This is a genomic window from Luteimonas sp. AC640a, assembly GCF_979256585.1.
In genome coordinates this window covers 112,383-130,826 of sequence record NZ_CEEDOV010000005.1, presented here as the reverse complement: position 1 = coordinate 130,826, position 18,444 = coordinate 112,383, and the positions used below count along the sequence as shown (strand labels likewise).

17 protein-coding genes and 2 tRNA genes are annotated in these 18,444 nt (G+C 65.0%); all 19 read right to left on the bottom strand.

The window, feature by feature from the left end; translation table 11 throughout:
- Positions 1 to 58: 58 nt before the first annotated feature.
- Entirely contained in the window at positions 59 to 1,570 is a 1,512-nt protein-coding gene (gene nusA, locus ACZ9YD_RS03465; RefSeq protein WP_465073745.1) for a transcription termination factor NusA, read from the bottom strand.
- Positions 1,571 to 1,578: 8 nt separating this feature from the next.
- Complete coding sequence (locus tag ACZ9YD_RS03460) at positions 1,579 to 2,205, bottom strand: ribosome maturation factor RimP (RefSeq protein ID WP_465073744.1); 627 nt, start codon at positions 2,203 to 2,205, stop codon at positions 1,579 to 1,581.
- 233 nt (positions 2,206 to 2,438) lie between these two features.
- Positions 2,439 to 2,515, bottom strand: a tRNA-Met gene (locus tag ACZ9YD_RS03455).
- 121 nt (positions 2,516 to 2,636) lie between these two features.
- On the bottom strand, positions 2,637 to 4,100 hold the full coding sequence (nuoN, locus tag ACZ9YD_RS03450) for an NADH-quinone oxidoreductase subunit NuoN (protein WP_465073769.1): 1,464 nt from the start codon (positions 4,098 to 4,100) through the stop codon (positions 2,637 to 2,639).
- A 16-nt stretch (positions 4,101 to 4,116) separates the two neighbouring features.
- The gene (locus tag ACZ9YD_RS03445; RefSeq protein WP_465073743.1) at positions 4,117 to 5,631 is read right to left on the bottom strand and encodes an NADH-quinone oxidoreductase subunit M; all 1,515 of its coding nucleotides are present in this window, start codon (positions 5,629 to 5,631) and stop codon (positions 4,117 to 4,119) included.
- Between the two features lie 13 nt (positions 5,632 to 5,644).
- Positions 5,645 to 7,789: an NADH-quinone oxidoreductase subunit L gene (gene nuoL / locus ACZ9YD_RS03440; RefSeq protein ID WP_465073768.1), complete on the bottom strand. Its 2,145-nt coding sequence runs from the start codon at positions 7,787 to 7,789 to the stop codon at positions 5,645 to 5,647.
- 31 nt (positions 7,790 to 7,820) lie between these two features.
- A complete protein-coding gene (nuoK, locus tag ACZ9YD_RS03435) occupies positions 7,821 to 8,147 on the bottom strand; it encodes an NADH-quinone oxidoreductase subunit NuoK (RefSeq protein ID WP_055247260.1) in 327 nt (108 codons plus the stop codon).
- The gene (locus ACZ9YD_RS03430) at positions 8,144 to 8,785 is read right to left on the bottom strand and encodes an NADH-quinone oxidoreductase subunit J (protein ID WP_465073742.1); all 642 of its coding nucleotides are present in this window, start codon (positions 8,783 to 8,785) and stop codon (positions 8,144 to 8,146) included. The genes nuoK and ACZ9YD_RS03430 overlap by 4 nt, the downstream gene beginning before the upstream one ends.
- 3 nt (positions 8,786 to 8,788) lie before the next feature.
- On the bottom strand, positions 8,789 to 9,277 hold the full coding sequence (gene nuoI / locus ACZ9YD_RS03425; RefSeq protein ID WP_159679473.1) for an NADH-quinone oxidoreductase subunit NuoI: 489 nt from the start codon (positions 9,275 to 9,277) through the stop codon (positions 8,789 to 8,791).
- A complete protein-coding gene (nuoH, locus tag ACZ9YD_RS03420) occupies positions 9,277 to 10,299 on the bottom strand; it encodes an NADH-quinone oxidoreductase subunit NuoH (protein ID WP_425491117.1) in 1,023 nt (340 codons plus the stop codon). Before nuoH ends, nuoI begins: the two co-directional genes overlap by 1 nt.
- A gap of 74 nt (positions 10,300 to 10,373) precedes the next feature.
- A complete protein-coding gene (nuoG, locus tag ACZ9YD_RS03415; RefSeq protein ID WP_465073741.1) occupies positions 10,374 to 12,617 on the bottom strand; it encodes an NADH-quinone oxidoreductase subunit NuoG in 2,244 nt (747 codons plus the stop codon).
- Positions 12,614 to 13,981, bottom strand: a complete 1,368-nt coding sequence (gene nuoF, locus ACZ9YD_RS03410) for an NADH-quinone oxidoreductase subunit NuoF (RefSeq protein ID WP_465073739.1) — start codon at positions 13,979 to 13,981, stop codon at positions 12,614 to 12,616. The genes nuoG and nuoF overlap by 4 nt, the downstream gene beginning before the upstream one ends.
- 14 nt (positions 13,982 to 13,995) lie before the next feature.
- Positions 13,996 to 14,523: an NADH-quinone oxidoreductase subunit NuoE gene (gene nuoE, locus ACZ9YD_RS03405; RefSeq protein ID WP_465073738.1), complete on the bottom strand. Its 528-nt coding sequence runs from the start codon at positions 14,521 to 14,523 to the stop codon at positions 13,996 to 13,998.
- Positions 14,520 to 15,824, bottom strand: a complete 1,305-nt coding sequence (locus ACZ9YD_RS03400) for an NADH-quinone oxidoreductase subunit D (protein ID WP_232137349.1) — start codon at positions 15,822 to 15,824, stop codon at positions 14,520 to 14,522. Before ACZ9YD_RS03400 ends, nuoE begins: the two co-directional genes overlap by 4 nt.
- 5 nt (positions 15,825 to 15,829) lie before the next feature.
- Positions 15,830 to 16,588: an NADH-quinone oxidoreductase subunit C gene (locus tag ACZ9YD_RS03395; protein ID WP_465073736.1), complete on the bottom strand. Its 759-nt coding sequence runs from the start codon at positions 16,586 to 16,588 to the stop codon at positions 15,830 to 15,832.
- Positions 16,581 to 17,159 carry a NuoB/complex I 20 kDa subunit family protein gene (locus ACZ9YD_RS03390; protein WP_465073735.1) on the bottom strand — a complete coding sequence of 193 codons (579 nt, stop codon included), beginning with the start codon at positions 17,157 to 17,159 and terminating at the stop codon, positions 16,581 to 16,583. The genes ACZ9YD_RS03395 and ACZ9YD_RS03390 overlap by 8 nt, the downstream gene beginning before the upstream one ends.
- Positions 17,150 to 17,506, bottom strand: coding sequence for an NADH-quinone oxidoreductase subunit A (locus tag ACZ9YD_RS03385; protein WP_159679484.1), 357 nt, complete (start codon positions 17,504 to 17,506; stop codon positions 17,150 to 17,152). Before ACZ9YD_RS03385 ends, ACZ9YD_RS03390 begins: the two co-directional genes overlap by 10 nt.
- A 343-nt stretch (positions 17,507 to 17,849) precedes the next feature.
- Positions 17,850 to 17,934 (bottom strand) — tRNA-Leu (locus ACZ9YD_RS03380).
- A 61-nt stretch (positions 17,935 to 17,995) separates the two neighbouring features.
- A complete protein-coding gene (gene secG, locus ACZ9YD_RS03375) occupies positions 17,996 to 18,439 on the bottom strand; it encodes a preprotein translocase subunit SecG (RefSeq protein WP_465073734.1) in 444 nt (147 codons plus the stop codon).
- Between the last annotated feature and the right edge of the window lie 5 nt (positions 18,440 to 18,444).

The window sequence follows — 18,444 nt, the reverse complement described above, 5'->3', positions numbered from 1 at the left end:
CATCCATGGCTGGCGGCCGCGTACTGGACCGGTGCAGGGCACCGGCCCGCGCGACCCGTCAGCCTTCCCTTTCCAGGCGCGCAATCTCTTCGGCACGCGCCGCCAGGATCAGCGCCGCGGCGCGGGCCTCGTCGAGATCCTCGATACCGAACTCGACGACTTCATCCGCGCCCAGGTCCGACAGATCTTCACTGGTGCGAATGCCGTTGGCAGCCAGCGCGTACGCCGTCGCCTCGTCCATGCCGTCCAGCGCGAGCAGATCGTCCGCGGGTGCGTTCTCGTCGACGCCTTCTTCGACCGCAAGCGCGTCGTTGAGCAGCGAATCGCGTGCACGGCCGCGCAGTTCCTCAACGATGTCTTCGTCGAAGCCCTCGACCGCCAGCAGCTCGCCGACCGGCACGTAGGCGATTTCCTCGACCGTGCTGAAGCCCTCGGCGACCAGGATGCCGGCGATTTCCTCGTCGACTTCCAGCTTCTCCTGGAACAGGGCGCGCGCCGATGCCTGCTCGGCATCCGACTTCGCGGTGACCTGGTCCTGGGTCATCACATTGAGCTGCCAGCCCGACAGGCGGCTGGCGAGGCGCACGTTCTGACCACCCTTGCCGATTGCCTGGGCGAGCTTGTCTTCGGCGACCGCCAGGTCCATCGAGTGCTTGTCCTCGTCGACGACGATGGACTGCACTTCGGCCGGGGCCATCGCGTTGATGACAAACTGCGCCGGGTTGTCCGACCACAGCACGATGTCGACGCGCTCACCGTTCAACTCGTTCGACACCGCCTGCACGCGCGAACCGCGCATGCCGATGCAGGCACCGATGGGATCGGTGCGGGTGTCGTAGGCCAGCACGGCGATCTTGGCGCGATCGCCCGGATCGCGCGCGCAGGCCTTGATCTCGACCAGGCCCTGGCCGACTTCCGGCACTTCGAGCTTGAACAGCTCCATCATGAATTCCGGCGCGGCGCGGCTGATGAACAGCTGCGGGCCACGGGGCTCGCTGCGCACGTCGTACAGGAAGCCGCGCACACGGTCGCCGGCACGCACGACATCGCGCGGAATCGCCTTGTCTTTCTGGATCAGCGCTTCGGCGTTGCCACCTAGATCGACATAGACGTTGCCGCGCTCGACGCGCTTGACCACGCCGGTCACCAGCTCACCGACGCGATCCTTCCATGCATCGACGACCTGCTGGCGCTCGGCCTCGCGCACGCGCTGCACGATGACCTGCTTGGCGGCCTGGGCGGCGATGCGACCGAAGTCGACGTTCTCGATCTGTTCTTCGATGTAGTCGCCGACTTCGACGCCTTCGGCCTCGTCGATCGCGTCCATCAGACGCAGCTGGCGGTCGGGCGACTCCATGACGACATCGTCGGCCACCACTTCCCAGCGGCGGTAGGTCTCGTAACTTCCGTCCTTGGAATCGATCGCGACGCGCGTCAGCACGTCCTGGTCCATGTAGCGCTTCTTGGCGGCAGTCGCCAGCGCGGCTTCGATGGCCTCGAGAATCACGGATTCCGGGACGCCTTTCTCGCTCGCGACCGCGTCGACGACCAGCAACAGTTCCTTGCTCATCTTTTCATTCACTCCGCACCGGTCGACGGATCCGTCGACCGCTTGTTGTCACGTGGTGTGTGGTTGGCCTTGCGGGTCGCGCCAGTGGCGCGTCCGTTGTCCTTCTTGTCTTTCGACGCAGCGAGGCCCAGCGCAGCCCAGTCAGGGACCACGCGGGCTTTCTCGATGTTGTCGGCCTGCACGGTGAACGCGGTGCCGTCGACATCGAATGTCACCGTGTCGCCTTCGACCGAGGTGATGCGGCCGGTGAGGCGACGACGCCCGTCCTGCGGCAGTTTCAGGCCGACCTTCGCGGTCTCGCCCTGGCACTGCGCGAACTGCGCGACGTTGAACAGCGGGCGGTCGATCCCGGGCGACGACACTTCGAGGGTGTAGTTGCCGGTGATCGGGTCCTCGACGTCGAGCTGCGCCGACACTTCGCGGCTGACCGCCTCGCAGTGTTCGATCGTCACGCCCTGGCCGCCCTCGCCTTCCGGATCGGCCTGACCGGCTTCGGCGTTCGCCGGCACGTCGATGTAGATACGCACAAGCGCACCACCCGGCGCGGTCAGGTATTCGATGCCCAGCAGTTCGAGCCCGAGGGCCTCGACCGTCGGTGCCAGAAATTCCGTCAGTTGTGTCGCCTTGTCCGCCACTGATCCCTCGTCCGTTGCGTATCCGGTATCGCACGATCGTCGCTGTCGCAAAGCGCACCGCGTTGCCCCGGGCGCCTGCAGATTTCCGATCGCGGAAAACGACAAAGGGCCCGATGGGCCCCTTGTCCGATACCACTGGATGTCGGCGCCGAAGCGAAGCAGTTGCTTCGGCAAAGCCCAGATTCTTCGCGTCGGATGCACCCGGAGGCGCGTCTTCTTTACTGCGTTGAATGTGGTAGCGGGGGCAGGATTTGAACCTGCGACCTTCGGGTTATGAGCCCGACGAGCTGCCAGACTGCTCCACCCCGCATCAGAAGCGGAATTATGAAGATTTCTCTTCGATATTGCAAGAAGTTTCGAGCGATTCCGCGTCCCTCGAACTTCCCCCCGATCGCTGCGTTCGCAACGACCGGGCGCGCATCCTAACAGACTCAGGCGGCGAATGCCTGCTGGCACCACGCCATCAGCGGACTGAAGAACGGAACGACGACCAGCAGCGCCAGCACATTGAGTGCGAACACCACGCGCATCGGCGTGCCGGGGCGCTGCGCCATCGGCGCTGCCTCGGGTGCGTCGAAGTACATGACCTTGATCACGCGCAGGTAGTAGAACGCGCCGATGACCGCGAACACGATGCCGACGATCGCCAGCCACAGCAGATCACCCTGCAGGGCGCCCTGCAGCACGGCGAGCTTGGCCCAGAAGCCGAGGAACGGCGGCACACCGGCGAGCGACGCCATGATGCACAGCACGAGGCCGGCCATCCACGGGCTGCGCTGGTTCAGGCCCTTGTAGTCATCGATGCGGTCGGCTTCGAAACCGTTGCGCGACAGCATGACGATCGCGCCGAATGCGGCCGCCGACATCACGGCGTAGCTGACGACGTAGAACATCGCCGAGGCGTAGCCCACCTGCCCGCCACCGGCGAGGCCGAGGAACAGGAAGCCGACGTGCGAGATCGTCGAGTACGCGAGCATGCGCTTGAGGTTTGTCTGCGCCAGCGCGAACAGGTTGCCGACCACCAGCGACAACGCGGCGAGGATCGACAGCAGGATCTGCGCCTGGTCGTGCAGCGGGCCGAGCGCGGTTTCCAGCAGGCGCCAAGCCATGCCGAACGCGGCGATCTTCGGCACCGAGCTGATGAAGGCGACGATCGGCGTCGGCGCACCGTGGTAGGTGTCCGGCAGCCACATGTGGAACGGCGCGGCGCCGAACTTGAACGCGATGCCGACGATCAGGAACACCATGCCGGTCAGCATCAGCACGCGGCCGTCGCCCGACAGACCGCCGATCGCATCGTTGATCGCAGGCAGCGACAGCGTGCCGGTGGCGCCGTAGATCAGCGACATGCCGAACAGCAACATGCCCGACGCCAGCGCGCCGAGGACGAAGTACTTCATCGCCGCTTCGGACGCGAGCTTGCTGTCGCGGTCGCAGGCGACCAGCGCGTAGGAACACAGCGCCAGCAGTTCCAGACCGACATAGACCATCGTCAGGTTGTTCGCCGACACCAGCAGCATCATGCCGGCAGTCGTGAACAGGAACAGCACCGGGATCTCGCCCTGATACAGGTCGCGCTCGCGCAACCAGGTCCAGGCGTAGCCCAGCGCCACGGCGCCGACCACGAGACCGGCAACCTTGAGCACGTCGGCGCCGCCATCGCGCACGAACATGTCGGCGAGGATGCTGCCGTGACCACCGACGCCGAGCACGATCAGCGCGGCGGCGGCGAGCATCGTCGCGACGGCCAGCACGTGGGTGATGATCCGGCGGCGCGGGTCGATGAACAGGTCGAGCATCAGCAGGGCGAACGCACCCAGCACGATCACGAGCTCGGGCACGATCGGGCCCAGCTCGGCCAGCGTGCGGATGGGAGGCGTCATCGGGGCAGAAATCATCGCAACGGTGTCCTTAGAGCTTGCTTACGGCGATCAGGTTCGCCAGTTGCGCGATGGACGGCTCCATCAGATCGGTCAGCGGCTTGGGATACACGCCGATCAGCAGCGTGCCGGCGGCGAATACGCCGAGTACCAGTGCTTCGCGGGCGTTGATGTCCTTGAGTGCCGCGACGTGCGCATTCGACACTTCGCCGTAGAGCACGCGCTTGACCAGCCACAGGGTGTAGGCCGCACCGATGATCAGCGTCATCGCTGCGAAGAACGCGATCAGCGGATGGCTCTGGAACGCAGCCAGGATGACCATGAACTCGCCGACGAAACCCGAGGTGCCCGGCAGGCCGGAGTTCGCCATCGCGAACAGCACATAGAACGCGGCGAACCACGGCATCACGTTAGCGACGCCGCCGTAATCCTTGATGTTCCGGGTGTGCATGCGGTCGTAGAGGATGCCGATGCAGGAGAACATCGCGCCGGAGATGAAGCCGTGCGAGACCATCTGCACCATCGCGCCCTGCAGGCCGAGACGTGCGGCGTCGGAGCCGTCCGGCACGTCGCGCATCAGCGCGAATGCGATGAACACACCCAGCGTCACGAAGCCCATGTGCGACACGGACGAATACGCGACCAGCTTCTTCATGTCCTGCTGGACCAGCGCAACCAGACCCACGTAGACGATCGCGATCAGCGACAGGCCGATGACCAGCCAGGCCCATTCGTGGCCGGCGTCGGGCGTGATCGGCAGGTTGAAGCGCAGGAAGCCGTAGCCACCGATCTTCAGCATGATCGCCGCCAGGATCACCGAGCCGCCGGTCGGCGCCTCGACGTGCGCGTCCGGCAACCAGGTGTGCACCGGGAACATCGGCACCTTCACCGCGAACGCGGCGAGGAACGCGAAGAAGATCCACATCTGCTCCGTCGACGACAGGCGCAGTGCGTACAGATCGGGCAGCTGCCAGCTGCCGGCCTGGATGTACAGGTAGATCAGCGCGACCAGCATGAAGACCGAGCCGAGGAACGTGTACAGGAAGAACTTCACCGAGGCATACACGCGGTTCGCGCCACCCCAGACACCGATGATGATGAACATCGGAATCAGCATGGCTTCGAAGAACACGTAGAACAGCATCGCGTCGACGGCCGAGAACACACCGACCATCATGCCTTCGAGGATCAGCATCGACGCGAAATACTGCGACACCCGCTTGGTCACCGAACCCCACGCGCCGATCAGCACGAGTGCGGTGGTCAGCGTGGTCAGGATGATCAGCGCAATCGAGATGCCGTCGGCGCCGAGGTGGTACTCGATGTCCAGAGACGGAATCCACTCGCGCCGCTCGAGGAACTGCAGGCCCGCGTTGCCGTAGTCGAAGCCGGTGAACAGCGGAATGCTGAGGACGAAGACGAGCAGCGCGAACGCCAGCGATACCCAGCGCGCCGCGTCGGGGCGGCGTTCGCCCAGAGCGAGCACGCACGCACCGCCGAGGATCGGCAGCCAGATCAGGAGACTGAGAAGAGGCCAGTTCGACACGTATCGTATTCCGTCAGCGCCAGTACTTGATGAGGATGGCCAGAAGCACGATCAGGCCGACGATCATCGCGAAAGCGTAGTGGTAGAGAGCACCGGACTGCAGCCGGCGGACAACGCCCGAGACCAGACCGACGACGCGCGCCGGACCGTTGACGAAGACACCGTCGATCACCTTGGTATCGAACACCCGCGACAGCTTGCCCAGACCGACACCGCCGCCGGCGAAACCGCCGATCCACAGGTCGTCCATGCCGTACTTGTTCTCGAGCACGCGGATGGGCAGGCGGAACACGTGCGCGGCCTTCGCCGCCAGCTCGGGCTTCCACCAGTACATGACGGTCGCCAGCACGAAGCCTGCGACGACCAGCCAGAACGCCGGTGCCATGAAGCCATGCAGCGCGAACGCGGCCGGGCCGTGCCACAGCTCTTCCTTCAGCGCAGCCAGCACGTCGTTGGACGACAGCACGTGGATCACGCCGTCGAAGAACCCGCGCACTTCGTGATGGCCGGTCCAGTCGGTGCCGAACAGCATCGGACCCGCGGTGAAGTAACCGATCAGGATCGACGGGATCGCCAGCAGGATCAGCGGCAGCGTCACGACCCACGGGGATTCGTGTGGCTCGTGCGGGCCGTGGTGGCCATGATCGTCATGCGCATGTGCATCGTGAGACGTCGCGGCGACCGCATGGCCGTGGCCGTCGTCGTGCAGCGGCTCGTGGTGTGTTTCGTGACCGTGCGCGTCATGCGTGGCGTGTGCGTCGGACGCATGCGCATCGCGGAAACGCTCCTTGCCGAAGTACGTCATGTACAGCAGGCGGAAGCTGTAGAACGAAGTCACGAACGCGCCCAGCAGCACCGACCAGTACGCGTACTGGAACACCCAGCCGCCACCGTCGCTGGCGTGCTTGGCCGCCTCGATGATCGTGTCCTTGGAATAGAAGCCGCTGAAGAACGGCGTTCCCACCAGGGCCAGCGTGCCGATGACGCTGGTCCAGAACGTGATCGGCATGTACTTGCGCAGGCCGCCCATCTTGCGCATGTCCTGCTCGTGGTGCATGCCGATGATCACCGAGCCCGCCGCCAGGAACAGCAGCGCCTTGAAGAAGGCGTGGGTCATCAGGTGGAACACCGCGGCCGAGTATGCCGACACGCCGAGCGCGACGGTCATGTAGCCCAGCTGCGACAGCGTCGAGTACGCGACGACGCGCTTGATGTCGTTCTGCACGATGCCGATCAGGCCAGTAAAGAAGGCCGTGGTCGCACCGATGAAGAGGATGAACTGCAGCGCGGTTTCCGACAGCTCGAACAGCGGCGACATGCGCGCCACCATGAAGATGCCGGCGGTGACCATGGTCGCGGCGTGGATCAGCGCCGAGATCGGGGTCGGGCCTTCCATCGAGTCGGGCAGCCACACGTGCAACGGCACCTGGGCCGACTTGCCCATCGCGCCGATGAACAGACAGATGCAGACGAGCGTCGCGACCGACCACTCGAAGCCGGTGATCACTTCGATCGTCTGGCCACCGCCGATCGTGGTGTCAGCCGCAGCGAACACGGTCGCGTAGTCGAGGCTGCCGAACCAGTACAGCACGCCGGCGATACCGAGCAGGAAGCCGAAATCGCCGACGCGGTTGACCAGGAACGCCTTCATGTTGGCGAACACCGCGGTCGGCTTCTTGAACCAGAACCCGATCAGCAGGTACGACACCAGGCCCACCGCTTCCCAGCCGAAGAACAGCTGCAGGAAGTTGTTGCCCATCACCAGCATCAGCATCGAGAAGGTGAACAGCGAGATATAGCTGAAGAAGCGCTGGTAGCCCGGATCCTCGGACATGTAGCCGATGGTGTAGACGTGCACCAGCAGCGACACGAAGGTCACCACGACCATCATCATCGCGGTGAGATTGTCGATCAGGAAGCCGACGTGCGCCGAATAGTTGCCGACCTCGAAGAAGGTGTAGACGTTCTCGTTGAAGGTCGGCGCGCCCTGCATCAGCTGCCACAGCGTGTAGATCGACAGCGCGCAGCTGATCGCGACGCCGGCGATGGTCACCGTGTGCGCACCGGCGCGGCCGACCTGGCGGCCGAACAGGCCCGCGATGATCGAGCCCAGCAGCGGCGCGAGCACGATCGCGACCAGCGTGGTCTGGGAAATCATGATCTCGGAAACAGCGTTCTCCATGCCCGGATCAGCCCTTCAACGTGTCGAGTTCGGCGACATTGATCGTGCGCCGGTTGCGGAACAGCGTGACCAGGATCGCGAGACCGATCGCGGCCTCGGCCGCGGCCACGGTGAGAATGAAGAACACGAAGATCTGCCCGGCGGCGTCGCCGAACTCGCGCGAGAACGCGATGAAGTTGATGTTGACCGCGAGCAGCATCAGCTCGATCGACATCAGCAGGATGATCACGTTCTTCCGGTTGAGGAAGATGCCCGCGACGGAGATGCAGAACAGCACCGCGCCCAGCGAGAGGTAATGGCCCAGCGCGAGGCCGGTTCCGAACAGTTCGGTCATTTCGCTTCTCCCTCGCCTTCGCCCGGTGTGGGCTCGACGACCGGACGCACCGCGTCCATCTTGACCACGCGCATGCGGTCCGACGCCCGCACGCGGGCCTGCTCGCCCGGATTCTGGTGCTTGGTGCCGGGACGGCGGCGCAGGGTGAGCATCACCGCGGCGATGACCGCGACGGTCAGGATGACCGCGGCGACTTCGAACGGCAGCAGGAAATCGGTGAACAGCCGGCGTGCGATCCACACCGTGTTCGACACGCCCGCCTCGTCGACCGCATCGACGGCGAACGGCGCCATCTTCGCGCGCACGCCGATCAGGGTGACGATCTCGACCAGCATCACCACCGCGACGATCAGGCCGACCGGCAGATAGCGCACATAGCCTTCGCGCAGCGGCGCGACGTCCACGTCGAGCATCATCACCACGAACAGGAACAGCACCATCACCGCGCCGACGTAGACCAGCACCAGCGCGAGGCCGAGGAACTCGGCGCCGACCAGCAGCCAGGTGCAGGCGGTGGAGAAGAACGTCAGCACCAGGAACAGCGCTGCGTGCACCGGGTTGCGGGCACTGATCACCGCCACCGCGGACATCACGGTGATCGCGGCGAAGACGAGGAATGCAATCAGGTCGAAATTCATGACTTACCTGTACGCGGAGTCGGCGGCGCGACGTTCTGCGATCTCGCTCTCGAGACGGTCGCCGATCGCCAGCAGCTGCGGCTTGGTCACGATGTTCTCGCCGCGGTTCTCGAAGTGGTACTCGTGCAGATGGGTCTCGACGATCGAGTCCACCGGGCACGATTCCTCGCAGAAACCACAGTAGATGCACTTGAACAGATCGATGTCGTAGCGCGTGGTACGGCGGGTGCCGTCCTCGCGCTGCTCGGAATCGATTGTGATCGCCAGCGCGGGGCACACGGCCTCGCACAGCTTGCAGGCGATGCAGCGCTCCTCACCGTTGGGATACCGGCGCAGCGCGTGCAGACCGCGGAAACGCGGGGACTGCGGCGTCTTCTCCATCGGGTACATCAGCGTGTACTTGTCCCGGAACAGATACCGGAAGGTCAGCGCCATGCCGCCGAGCAACTCGAGCAGCAACAGGCCCCTGAACCATGCAACGAACTTGGCCATTACTGCCCTGCCTCGAAGATTCCGAAGTACGCCATCAGCGCGGTGACCACGATCCAGCCGATGCTGATCGGAATGAAGACCTTCCAGCCCAGCCGCATGATCTGGTCATAGCGGTAGCGCGGGAACGAGGCGCGGAACCAGATGAAGCAGCTTGCGAAGAAGAAGACCTTCGCGAACAGCCACCACCAGCCGTCGACAGACAGCAGCGGAATGCCCCAGCCCTGGAACGGCGACAGCCAGCCGCCGAGGAAGAAGATCGCGACCAGGAAGCTGATCAGGATCATGTTCGCGTATTCGGCGAGGAAGAACAGCGCGAACGCCGACCCCGAATACTCGACCATGTGACCGGCGACGATTTCCGACTCGCCTTCGACGACGTCGAACGGTGCGCGGTTGGTCTCGGCCACGCCGGAGATGAAGTAGATGACGAACAGCGGCAGCATCGGCAGCCAGAACCAGTCGAACAGGCCCTTGCCACCGGCCTGCGCCATGACGATCTCGGACAGGTTCAAGCTGCCTGCACCAACCATCACGCCGACGAGCGCGAAGCCCATCGCGATCTCGTAGCTGATCATCTGCGCCGAGGCGCGCATCGCACCGAGGAACGCGTACTTCGAGTTCGACGCCCAGCCGGCGAGGATGATGCCGTAGATACCGAGCGAGGTCATCGCCAGCAGATACAGCAGACCGGCGTTGGCGTTCGACAGCACCAGCTGCGCGTCGAACGGCACCACGGCCCAGGCAGCGAATGCAGGTGCCAGCGTGATCAGCGGCGCCAGCACGAACAGCACGCGCTGCGCGTTGGTCGGCTGGATGACTTCCTTGAACAGCAGTTTGAAGACGTCGGCGAAGGCCTGGAAGATGCCCATGCCCACGTACATCGGACCGTGGCGCTGATGCATCCAGCCCAGCAGCTTGCGCTCCCAGACGACGTAGAACGCGACGCAGATGATCACCGGCATCGCGATCAGCAGGATCTTGAGCACGATCCACAGGATCAGCCCGATCGCGCCCAGCGACATCAGCCAGTCGTACAGCGGCGCCGACAGATCGCCGAGCAGCGATGCGGTGTTGGTCACGCCGGTTTGGGTCGCACTCATGCCGCCACCACCTTGACCTTGCCGGCCGACAGCGCCGCCGTGGCGCCGTAGCCCGATTCCACCCACGCCGCGCCCGGTGCGACGCGCTCGTCGATCGCCACCTGCAGCGTTGCGGTCCCGACCGCGTTCGACACCTTGGCCATGCCGCCGTCGGCGACCTGACTGGCGGCCGCGTCGTCGGGATGCAGCACGATGCGCGGACCGAGGGTCAGCGGATGCGACTGCAGCGCGGCAGCGCGACGGGTCAGACCGTCGACGCGATAGATCGCCTGGCTGACGGCCAGTTCGAAGCCATCGCCGTCAACGACCGGCGCCGCGGACGCGGCAACCGACACCGCCCTGCCCTGCAGGCCCGCACGCAGACCGGCGAGATCGGTGAACTCGAAGCCCGGGGCTTCGAGCGCGCCACCGAGGGCACGCAGCACACGCCAGCCGGAGCGCGCGTCGCCCGGCAGCTTGCCGGCGGCGGTGGCCTGCTGCTCGCGGCCTTCGAGATTGGTCAGCGTCGCGTCGATTTCGGCGAGCGCACCGATCGGCAGGATCACGTCGGCGACGCTGCGCGTGGACTGGCAGGCGAAGTGGCTAAAGGCTACGACCTGCGCCGCGCCCAGTGCCTTCAACGCCTGCGCCTGGTCGGCGAAGTCCAGACCCGGCTCGATGCCGTAGATCACGTACGCGCCGCGGCGCTCGGACAGCATCGCGTTGGCATCGCGCGAGGTCGGCAGCACGCCGAGACGTGACAGACCCAGCGCATTGGCGCCGTGCGGAATGCGACACAGCGACGCGCCGGTGTCCGCGGCGAGTGCAGCCGCCGCCTTGCGGATATCGGACGCGTGCGCGCTGGCTTCCGCCTGCGCACCAACGATGATCGCCGCGTGCTTCGCGCCGCGCAGCGCGTCGCCGAGTTCGGCGACCTGCAGCGTTTCGGCGATCTTCGACGGCGCCACGATGGCCTTGTCCTCGATGTCGAAGGTGAATTCGAAATCGACCGGATTGACCACGTACACCTTGGCGCCGCGCTTCCACGCCTGACGCACGCGGTGATGCAGCAGCGGCACTTCGTGGCGCAGGTTGCTGCCGACGAGCAGCACGACATCGGCCTGCTCGAGTTCGGCGACCGGCATCGCGAAGGCTTCGGCGATGGCGCCATCGGACAGGTCGCGCTGGGCGATGCGGTGATCGAGGTTGCCGGTGCCCAGGGCTTCGGCCAGGCGTGCCAGCAGCGCGCCCTCCTCGTTCGAGGTCGAGGGATGCACCAGCATGCCGAGTTCGTCGGCCGCGTTGTCGCGCAGGATCGTCATCGCGCGCTCGAGCGCCTCGTCCCACGAGGCCTCGCGCCACTGCCCGCCATCCTTGACCAGCGGATGCACCGCGCGGTCATCGGCCGTCAGGCCCTGGTGCGAATAGCGGTCGCGGTCGGAGATCCAGCACTCGTTGACCGCTTCGTTGTCGCGCGGCACGGTGCGCATCACGTCGCCGCGGCGCAGGTGATGGAACAGGTTGCTGCCCAGCGCATCGTGACCGCCGAGCGATTCGCGCGCGATCAGTTCCCACGGACGCGCACGGAAGCGGAACACCTTGTTGGTCAGCGCGCCGACCGGGCACACGTCGATGACATTGCCCGACAGTTCGGTCGTCAGCGGCTTGCCGTCGTAGGTGCCGATCTGCAGGTTCTCGCCGCGCTGCATGCCGCCCAGCTCGTAGGTGCCGGCGATTTCAGCGGTGAAGCGCACGCAGCGCGTGCACTGGATGCAGCGGGTCATCTCGGTCGCGACCAGCGGACCGAGATCCTCGTCGGCGACGACGCGCTTGCGCTCGGCGAAGCGGCTGACCGAACGGCCGTAACCGAGCGACAGATCCTGCAGTTCGCACTCGCCGCCCTGATCGCAGATCGGGCAGTCGAGCGGATGGTTGATCAGCAGGAACTCCATCACGTTGCGCTGGGCCTTGAGCGCCTTCTCGTTGCGCGTGAAGACCTTCAGGCCGTCCATCACCGGCGTGGCGCAGGCCGGCGACGGCTTGGGCGCACCACGGCCGCCGACTTCGGTGTCGACCAGGCACATGCGGCAGTTCGCGGCGATTTCGAGCTTGTCGTGATAGCAGAAACGCGGGATCGGAATGCCGGCCTTGTCGGCGGCATGGATGATCATCGAGCCCTTGGGCGCGGCCAGTTCGACGCCGTCGATGAAGACGGTGACGTGGTCGGGCGGCAGGTTCGGATTCACGGGTTGCGCGCTCATGCGGCGACCGCCTTGGGCACCACGGTGCCGTTGCGCTGGTCGTCGACGAGGAAGCGCTTGTTGACAATCGCGTACTCGAATTCGTCCCAGAAATGGCGCAGGAAGCCCTGCACCGGCCATGCGGCCGCTTCACCGAACGCGCAGATGGTGTGTCCCTCGATCTGGCCGGCCGCGGCCCGCAGCATCTGCAGGTCTTCGACCGTCGCCGTGTGGTCGGCGATGCGGCACAGCATGCGGTACATCCAGCCGGTGCCTTCGCGGCACGGCGTGCACTGGCCGCAGCTCTCCTTGTAGTAGAAGCGCGCAATGCGTCGGCACGCGCGCACCATGCAGGTCGTGTCGTCCATGACGATGACCGCGCCCGAGCCGAGGCCGGAGCCGGCCTTCTGCAGCGCGTCGTAATCCATCGTCAGGCCCATCATGGTCTCGCCCGGGAGCACCGGCATCGACGAACCACCCGGAATCACGCCCTTGATCGTGCGGCCTTCGCGCATGCCGCCACACAGCGCCAGCAGATCGGCGAACGAGGTGCCCAGGCGGATCTCGTGGTTGCCCGGCTTGGCCACATGGCCGGAGACCGAGAAGATCTTGCAGCCGCCGTTGTTAGGCTTGCCCAGATCCATGAACCACTGCGCGCCGTTGCGCACGATCGCCGGCACCGAGGCGTAGGTCTCGGTGTTGTTGATCGTTGTCGGCTTGCCGTACAGACCGAAGTTGGCCGGGAACGGCGGCTTGAAGCGCGGCTGTCCCTTCTTGCCCTCCAGCGATTCCATCAGTGCGGTTTCTTCGCCGCAGATGTAGGCGCCCGCGCCGAGCGCGTTGTAGATGTCGACGTCGATGCCCGAGCCGAGCAGGTTCTTGCCCAGCCAGCCGTTGGCGTAGGCCTCGGCGGTGGCTTCTTCCAGATGCTCGAAGGGCTCGTGGTGGAACTCGCCGCGCAGGTAGTTGTAGGCCACCGTCGAGCCGGTCGCGTAGCACGCGATGGCCATGCCCTCGATGACCGAGTGCGGGTTGTAACGCAGGATGTCGCGGTCTTTCGCAGTGCCCGGCTCGGATTCGTCCGAATTGCAGAGGATGTACTTCTGCATCTCGCCTTTGGGCATGAAGCTCCACTTCAGACCGGTCGGGAAGCCCGCGCCGCCGCGGCCGCGCAGGCCCGACTGCTTGACCATCTCGATCACGTCGGCCGGCGGAATCTTCTCTTCGAGAATCTTGCGCAGCGCGCTGTAACCACCCGTCTTGAGGTAGTTCTCGTAGGACCACGGCTTGTCGAAATGCAGCGTGGTGTAGACCGCCTGGTGTTCCTGCGGCGCAGGCCCGACGGGCCCGTAACCTTCGGAAGACTTGGGATGGTGATGTGCCATGTCCGCGCGATGCCTTACTTCAGACCGTCGATCAGCTCGTCCACCGTCTCGGGTGTGAGCTTCTCGTGGTAATGACCGTTGATGACCACGACCGGCGCGCCGCAGCACGCAGCGACGCACTCTTCCTCACGCTTGAGGAAGACGCGACCGTCGGCGGTGGATTCACCCAGCTTGCAGCCCAGCTTCTTCTCCGCGTGCGCGACGAGATCCTCGGCGCCGTTGAGCCAGCAGCTGATGTTGGTGCAGAACGCGACGTTGTTGCGGCCGACTTTCTCGGTCTCGAACATCGAGTAGAACGTCGCCACCTCGTAGGCCCACACCGGCGGCAGATCCAGATACTTGGCGACGCCGGCGATCAGCTCGTCGGTCAACCAGCCGTCGTTCTGTTCCTGCGCAGCGAACAGACCCTGCAGCACCGCGGACCGCTTGCGGTCTTCGGGGAACTTGGTCAGCCAGTGGTCGATGTGCGCGCGCGTGTCGCCGCTGAGCACGACCATCGGGTCGACGTTGCGGGCGCTCTCGAAATTGCCAGTCGCCTTCATCGGTCGACTTCTCCGAACACGATGTCATAGGTACCGATCATCGCCACCACGTCGGACAGCATGTGTCCGCTGGTGATGGCGTCCATCGACGAGAGGTGTGCGAAGCCGGGCGCGCGCAGATGCACGCGGAACGGCTTGTTCGCGCCGTCGGAGACCAGATAGCAGCCGAACTCGCCCTTCGGGGCTTCGACGGCGCTGTAGGTCTCGCCGGCGGGCACGCTGTAGCCCTCGGTGAACAGCTTGAAGTGATGGATCAACGCTTCCATGTCGTCCTTCATCGACTCACGCGACGGCGGCGACACCTTGTAGTTGTCCAGCATGACCGGGCCGGGATTCGCCCGCAGCCAGTTGACGCACTGCTGGATGATCTTCGCCGACTCGCGCATCTCGAACACGCGCACGAGGTACCGGTCGTAGCAGTCGCCGTTGACGCCTACCGCGATGTCGAAATCGACTTCGGCGTACTTGGCGTAGGGCTGCGTCTTGCGCAGATCCCACTCGACGCCCGAACCGCGCAGCATCGGGCCGGTCATGCCCCACGCCTTCGCCAGATCCGGCGGAATCACGCCAATGCCGACAGTGCGCTGCTTCCAGATGCGGTTGTCGGTGAGCAGGGTTTCGTACTCGTCGACGCGCTTGGGGAAATCCTTCGCGAATGCTTCGAGGTAATCGAGCATCGAACCGCCGCGCCACTTGTTGAAACGCTTGAGCTTCTCGCCCTTGCGCCAGCGCGACTCGGCGTACTGCGGCATCTGCGCCGGCAGGTCGCGGTAGACGCCGCCGGGACGGTAATAGGTCGCGTGCATGCGCGCGCCCGACACCGCCTCGTAGACGTCCATCAACTCTTCGCGCTCACGGAACGCGTACAGCATCACCGCCATCGCGCCCAGATCGAGCGCATTCGAGCCCACCCACATCAGGTGGTTGAGGATGCGCGTGACTTCGTCGAACAGCGTACGGATCCACTGCGCACGCTCGGGCGCCTCGATTCCCATCAGGGTTTCGATCGCGCGCACATAGGCGTGCTCGTTGCACATCATCGACACGTAGTCGAGGCGATCCATGTAACCGATGGACTGGTTGAACGGCTTCGACTCGGCCAGCTTCTCGGTACCACGGTGCAGCAGGCCGATGTGCGGATCGGCGCGCATCACGGTCTCGCCGTCCATTTCCAGGATCAGGCGCAGCACGCCGTGCGCGGATGGATGCTGGGGACCGAAGTTGAACGTGTAGTTACGGATTTCCTGCTTCAGCGCTTCCGCACTCGGCGTCGCGTTGGTGTGCAGCGAGGTGGTCGGCACGGCGCTCACTTGGCAGCCTCCACGCGACGCGCGGCCTGTTCGCCACTTGCGGTCGCGAAACGGGCGTCGTCACGGATCACGCGCGGCACGCCGACGCGCGGTTCGACCGAGGTCACCGGCTCGTACACCACGCGCTTGCGCTCGGCGTCGTAACGCACTTCGACATTGCCGATCAACGGGAAATCCTTGCGGAACGGATGACCGACGAAACCGTAGTCGGTCAGGATGCGGCGCAGATCCGGGTGACCTTCGAAGATCACGCCGAACAGATCGAAGGCCTCGCGCTCGAACCAGTTCGCGACCCGCCAGAGCACGGTCAGCGAAGACACCACCGGCAGATCGTCGCTGGGCGCGAAGCACTTCAGCATCACGCGCTGGTTGTGCTGGAGCGACAGCAACTGCGCGACCGCGGCGAAGCGGCGCTGCGGCACTGGAATACCGGCATCACCCTGCGGCTGCGACACCTGACGGCTGCCGGTTTCGCCGAACTTGAAACGACCCGGACCGCGGCCTTCGACGCCACGGCTGAAGCCTTCGGAAGACACGTCGGTGTCCCACTCGTCGCTGCCGTGACTCAGATAGTCGACACCACAGACGTCGATCAGCATTTCGAAACCGAACTCGTCGCGCAAGGCGCGCGCGGTGTCGAGCCAGTCGCCGGCAGTGGTGATCGTCACCTCGCCGCGCGGCAGTGCGACCGCCACGTCGGCATCGGAAAAGCGCGCGCGCAGGCGCGCCGCGAACGCGGTGGAGGTCTCACGCATCGCGCTGCCCCGTCTTGGTCTCACCGAAGTTGGTGGCGCGGCGGATCTTCTTCTGCAACTGCAGGATGCCGTAGATCAGCGCTTCCGCCGTCGGCGGGCAGCCCGGCACGTAGATGTCGACCGGCACGATGCGGTCGCAACCGCGCACCACCGAATACGAGTAGTGGTAATAGCCGCCGCCGTTGGCGCAGCTGCCCATCGAGATGACCCACTTGGGATCCGGCATCTGGTCGTAGACCTTGCGCAGCGCCGGGGCCATCTTGTTGACCAGCGTGCCGGCCACGATCATCACATCCGACTGGCGCGGCGACGGGCGGAACACCACGCCGTAACGGTCGAGATCGAGACGCGCCGCACCGGCGTGCATCATCTCCACCGCGCAGCACGCCAGACCGAAGGTCATCGGCCACATCGAGCCGGTGCGTGCCCAGTTGAGCAGCACATCGGAACTGGTCGTGACGAAACCGCGCTCGAGCAGCGGGTTCTCGCCTTCCGGGCGCAGGATGTCGTCCACGCGGCCTTCCGGCAGCGGGTTGTTCATCAGGCGCGCGACGGTCTGGTTCACTCCCATTCCAGCGCTCCCTTCTTCCACACGTAGACGAAGCCGAGCAGCAGCATGCCGGCGAAGATGCCCATCTCGATCAGACCCAGCACACCGAGTTCGCGGAACACGGTGGCCCAGGGCACGATGAAGATGATTTCCAGATCGAAGACGATGAACTGGATCGCGATGAGGTAATAGCGCACGTCGAACTGCATGCGCGCGTCTTCGAAGGCTTCGAATCCGCACTCGTAGGGCGACAGCTTTTCCAGCGTCGGGCGCTTGGGCCCCAACAGGTTGCCAATGATCAGCAATGCAATGCCGATCCCCGTGGCAACGATCAGGAACAGCAGGGTCGGCAGATATTCGGCCAGCACTCGGATGTTCTCTCGGCTACGGCCGCAATGTGCGGCCTTGGCTCGGCGCCTGTGGACGCCGCATTCTCGAAGCGACGGAGCGCTTCACGAAGGCCGGGCGATGCACGCTGTGCGATCGCCCGATCACGGCAATTGTACTGGTTACAGAACTGGTGAGTAAACGATTTCCGCCCTGCAGGCAGGCGACGCGCGCCGCATTTCGCAATTGCCGCACGCAATCGGTGACGCCTGCGCGCGAATGATTCCTGTCCGCGTGCCAGTGCACGCGTCCAGACACGAAAAAGCCCCGCTCGTGCGAGGCTTTTCGTGCTCAATGCGCACAGCGCATATTGCGTTTTCCGGTTGGTGCCCAAGGGGGGACTCGAACCCCCACGACCTAAGCCGTTACCACCTCAAGGTAGTGCGTCTACCAATTCCGCCACCTGGGCTGGTCAACCTGAAACCTCATCCGCGGCGTTCGCCCCGGCGAGCCGCGCATTGTAATCCCAATCAATCGTTCTGGGGAGTGGGCTGCGGCGATTCCTGCGAAGAATTTTCCGGCGCGGCCGGCACTGCACCCTCGGCGGACGGCGCCGCTGGCACGGTCGCATCCGCAGCTGGAGGCGGTGCAACCGGCGTTGCAGGCGCACCCTCGACCGGCGCCGCCGGTACCTGGCCGCCCATGACACCCAGATCCATGTTCAGTGCATTCGGGTTGGCGCGATGCATCGCGTACCAGGCCATGAACAGCGTGATCGCAAAGAAGCTGATCGCCAGCCACTTCGTCGCCTTGGACAGGAAATTGGACGAACCCCGCGCGCCGAACACAGTTGCCGACGCACCGCCGCCGAAGCCGGAGCCGGCCGCGGCGCCTGCACCGCGCTGCATGAGGATCAACGCGATCATCGCAATGGCGATGATGACGAACAGGATGTTGAAGACGTTCAGCAGCATTGCGT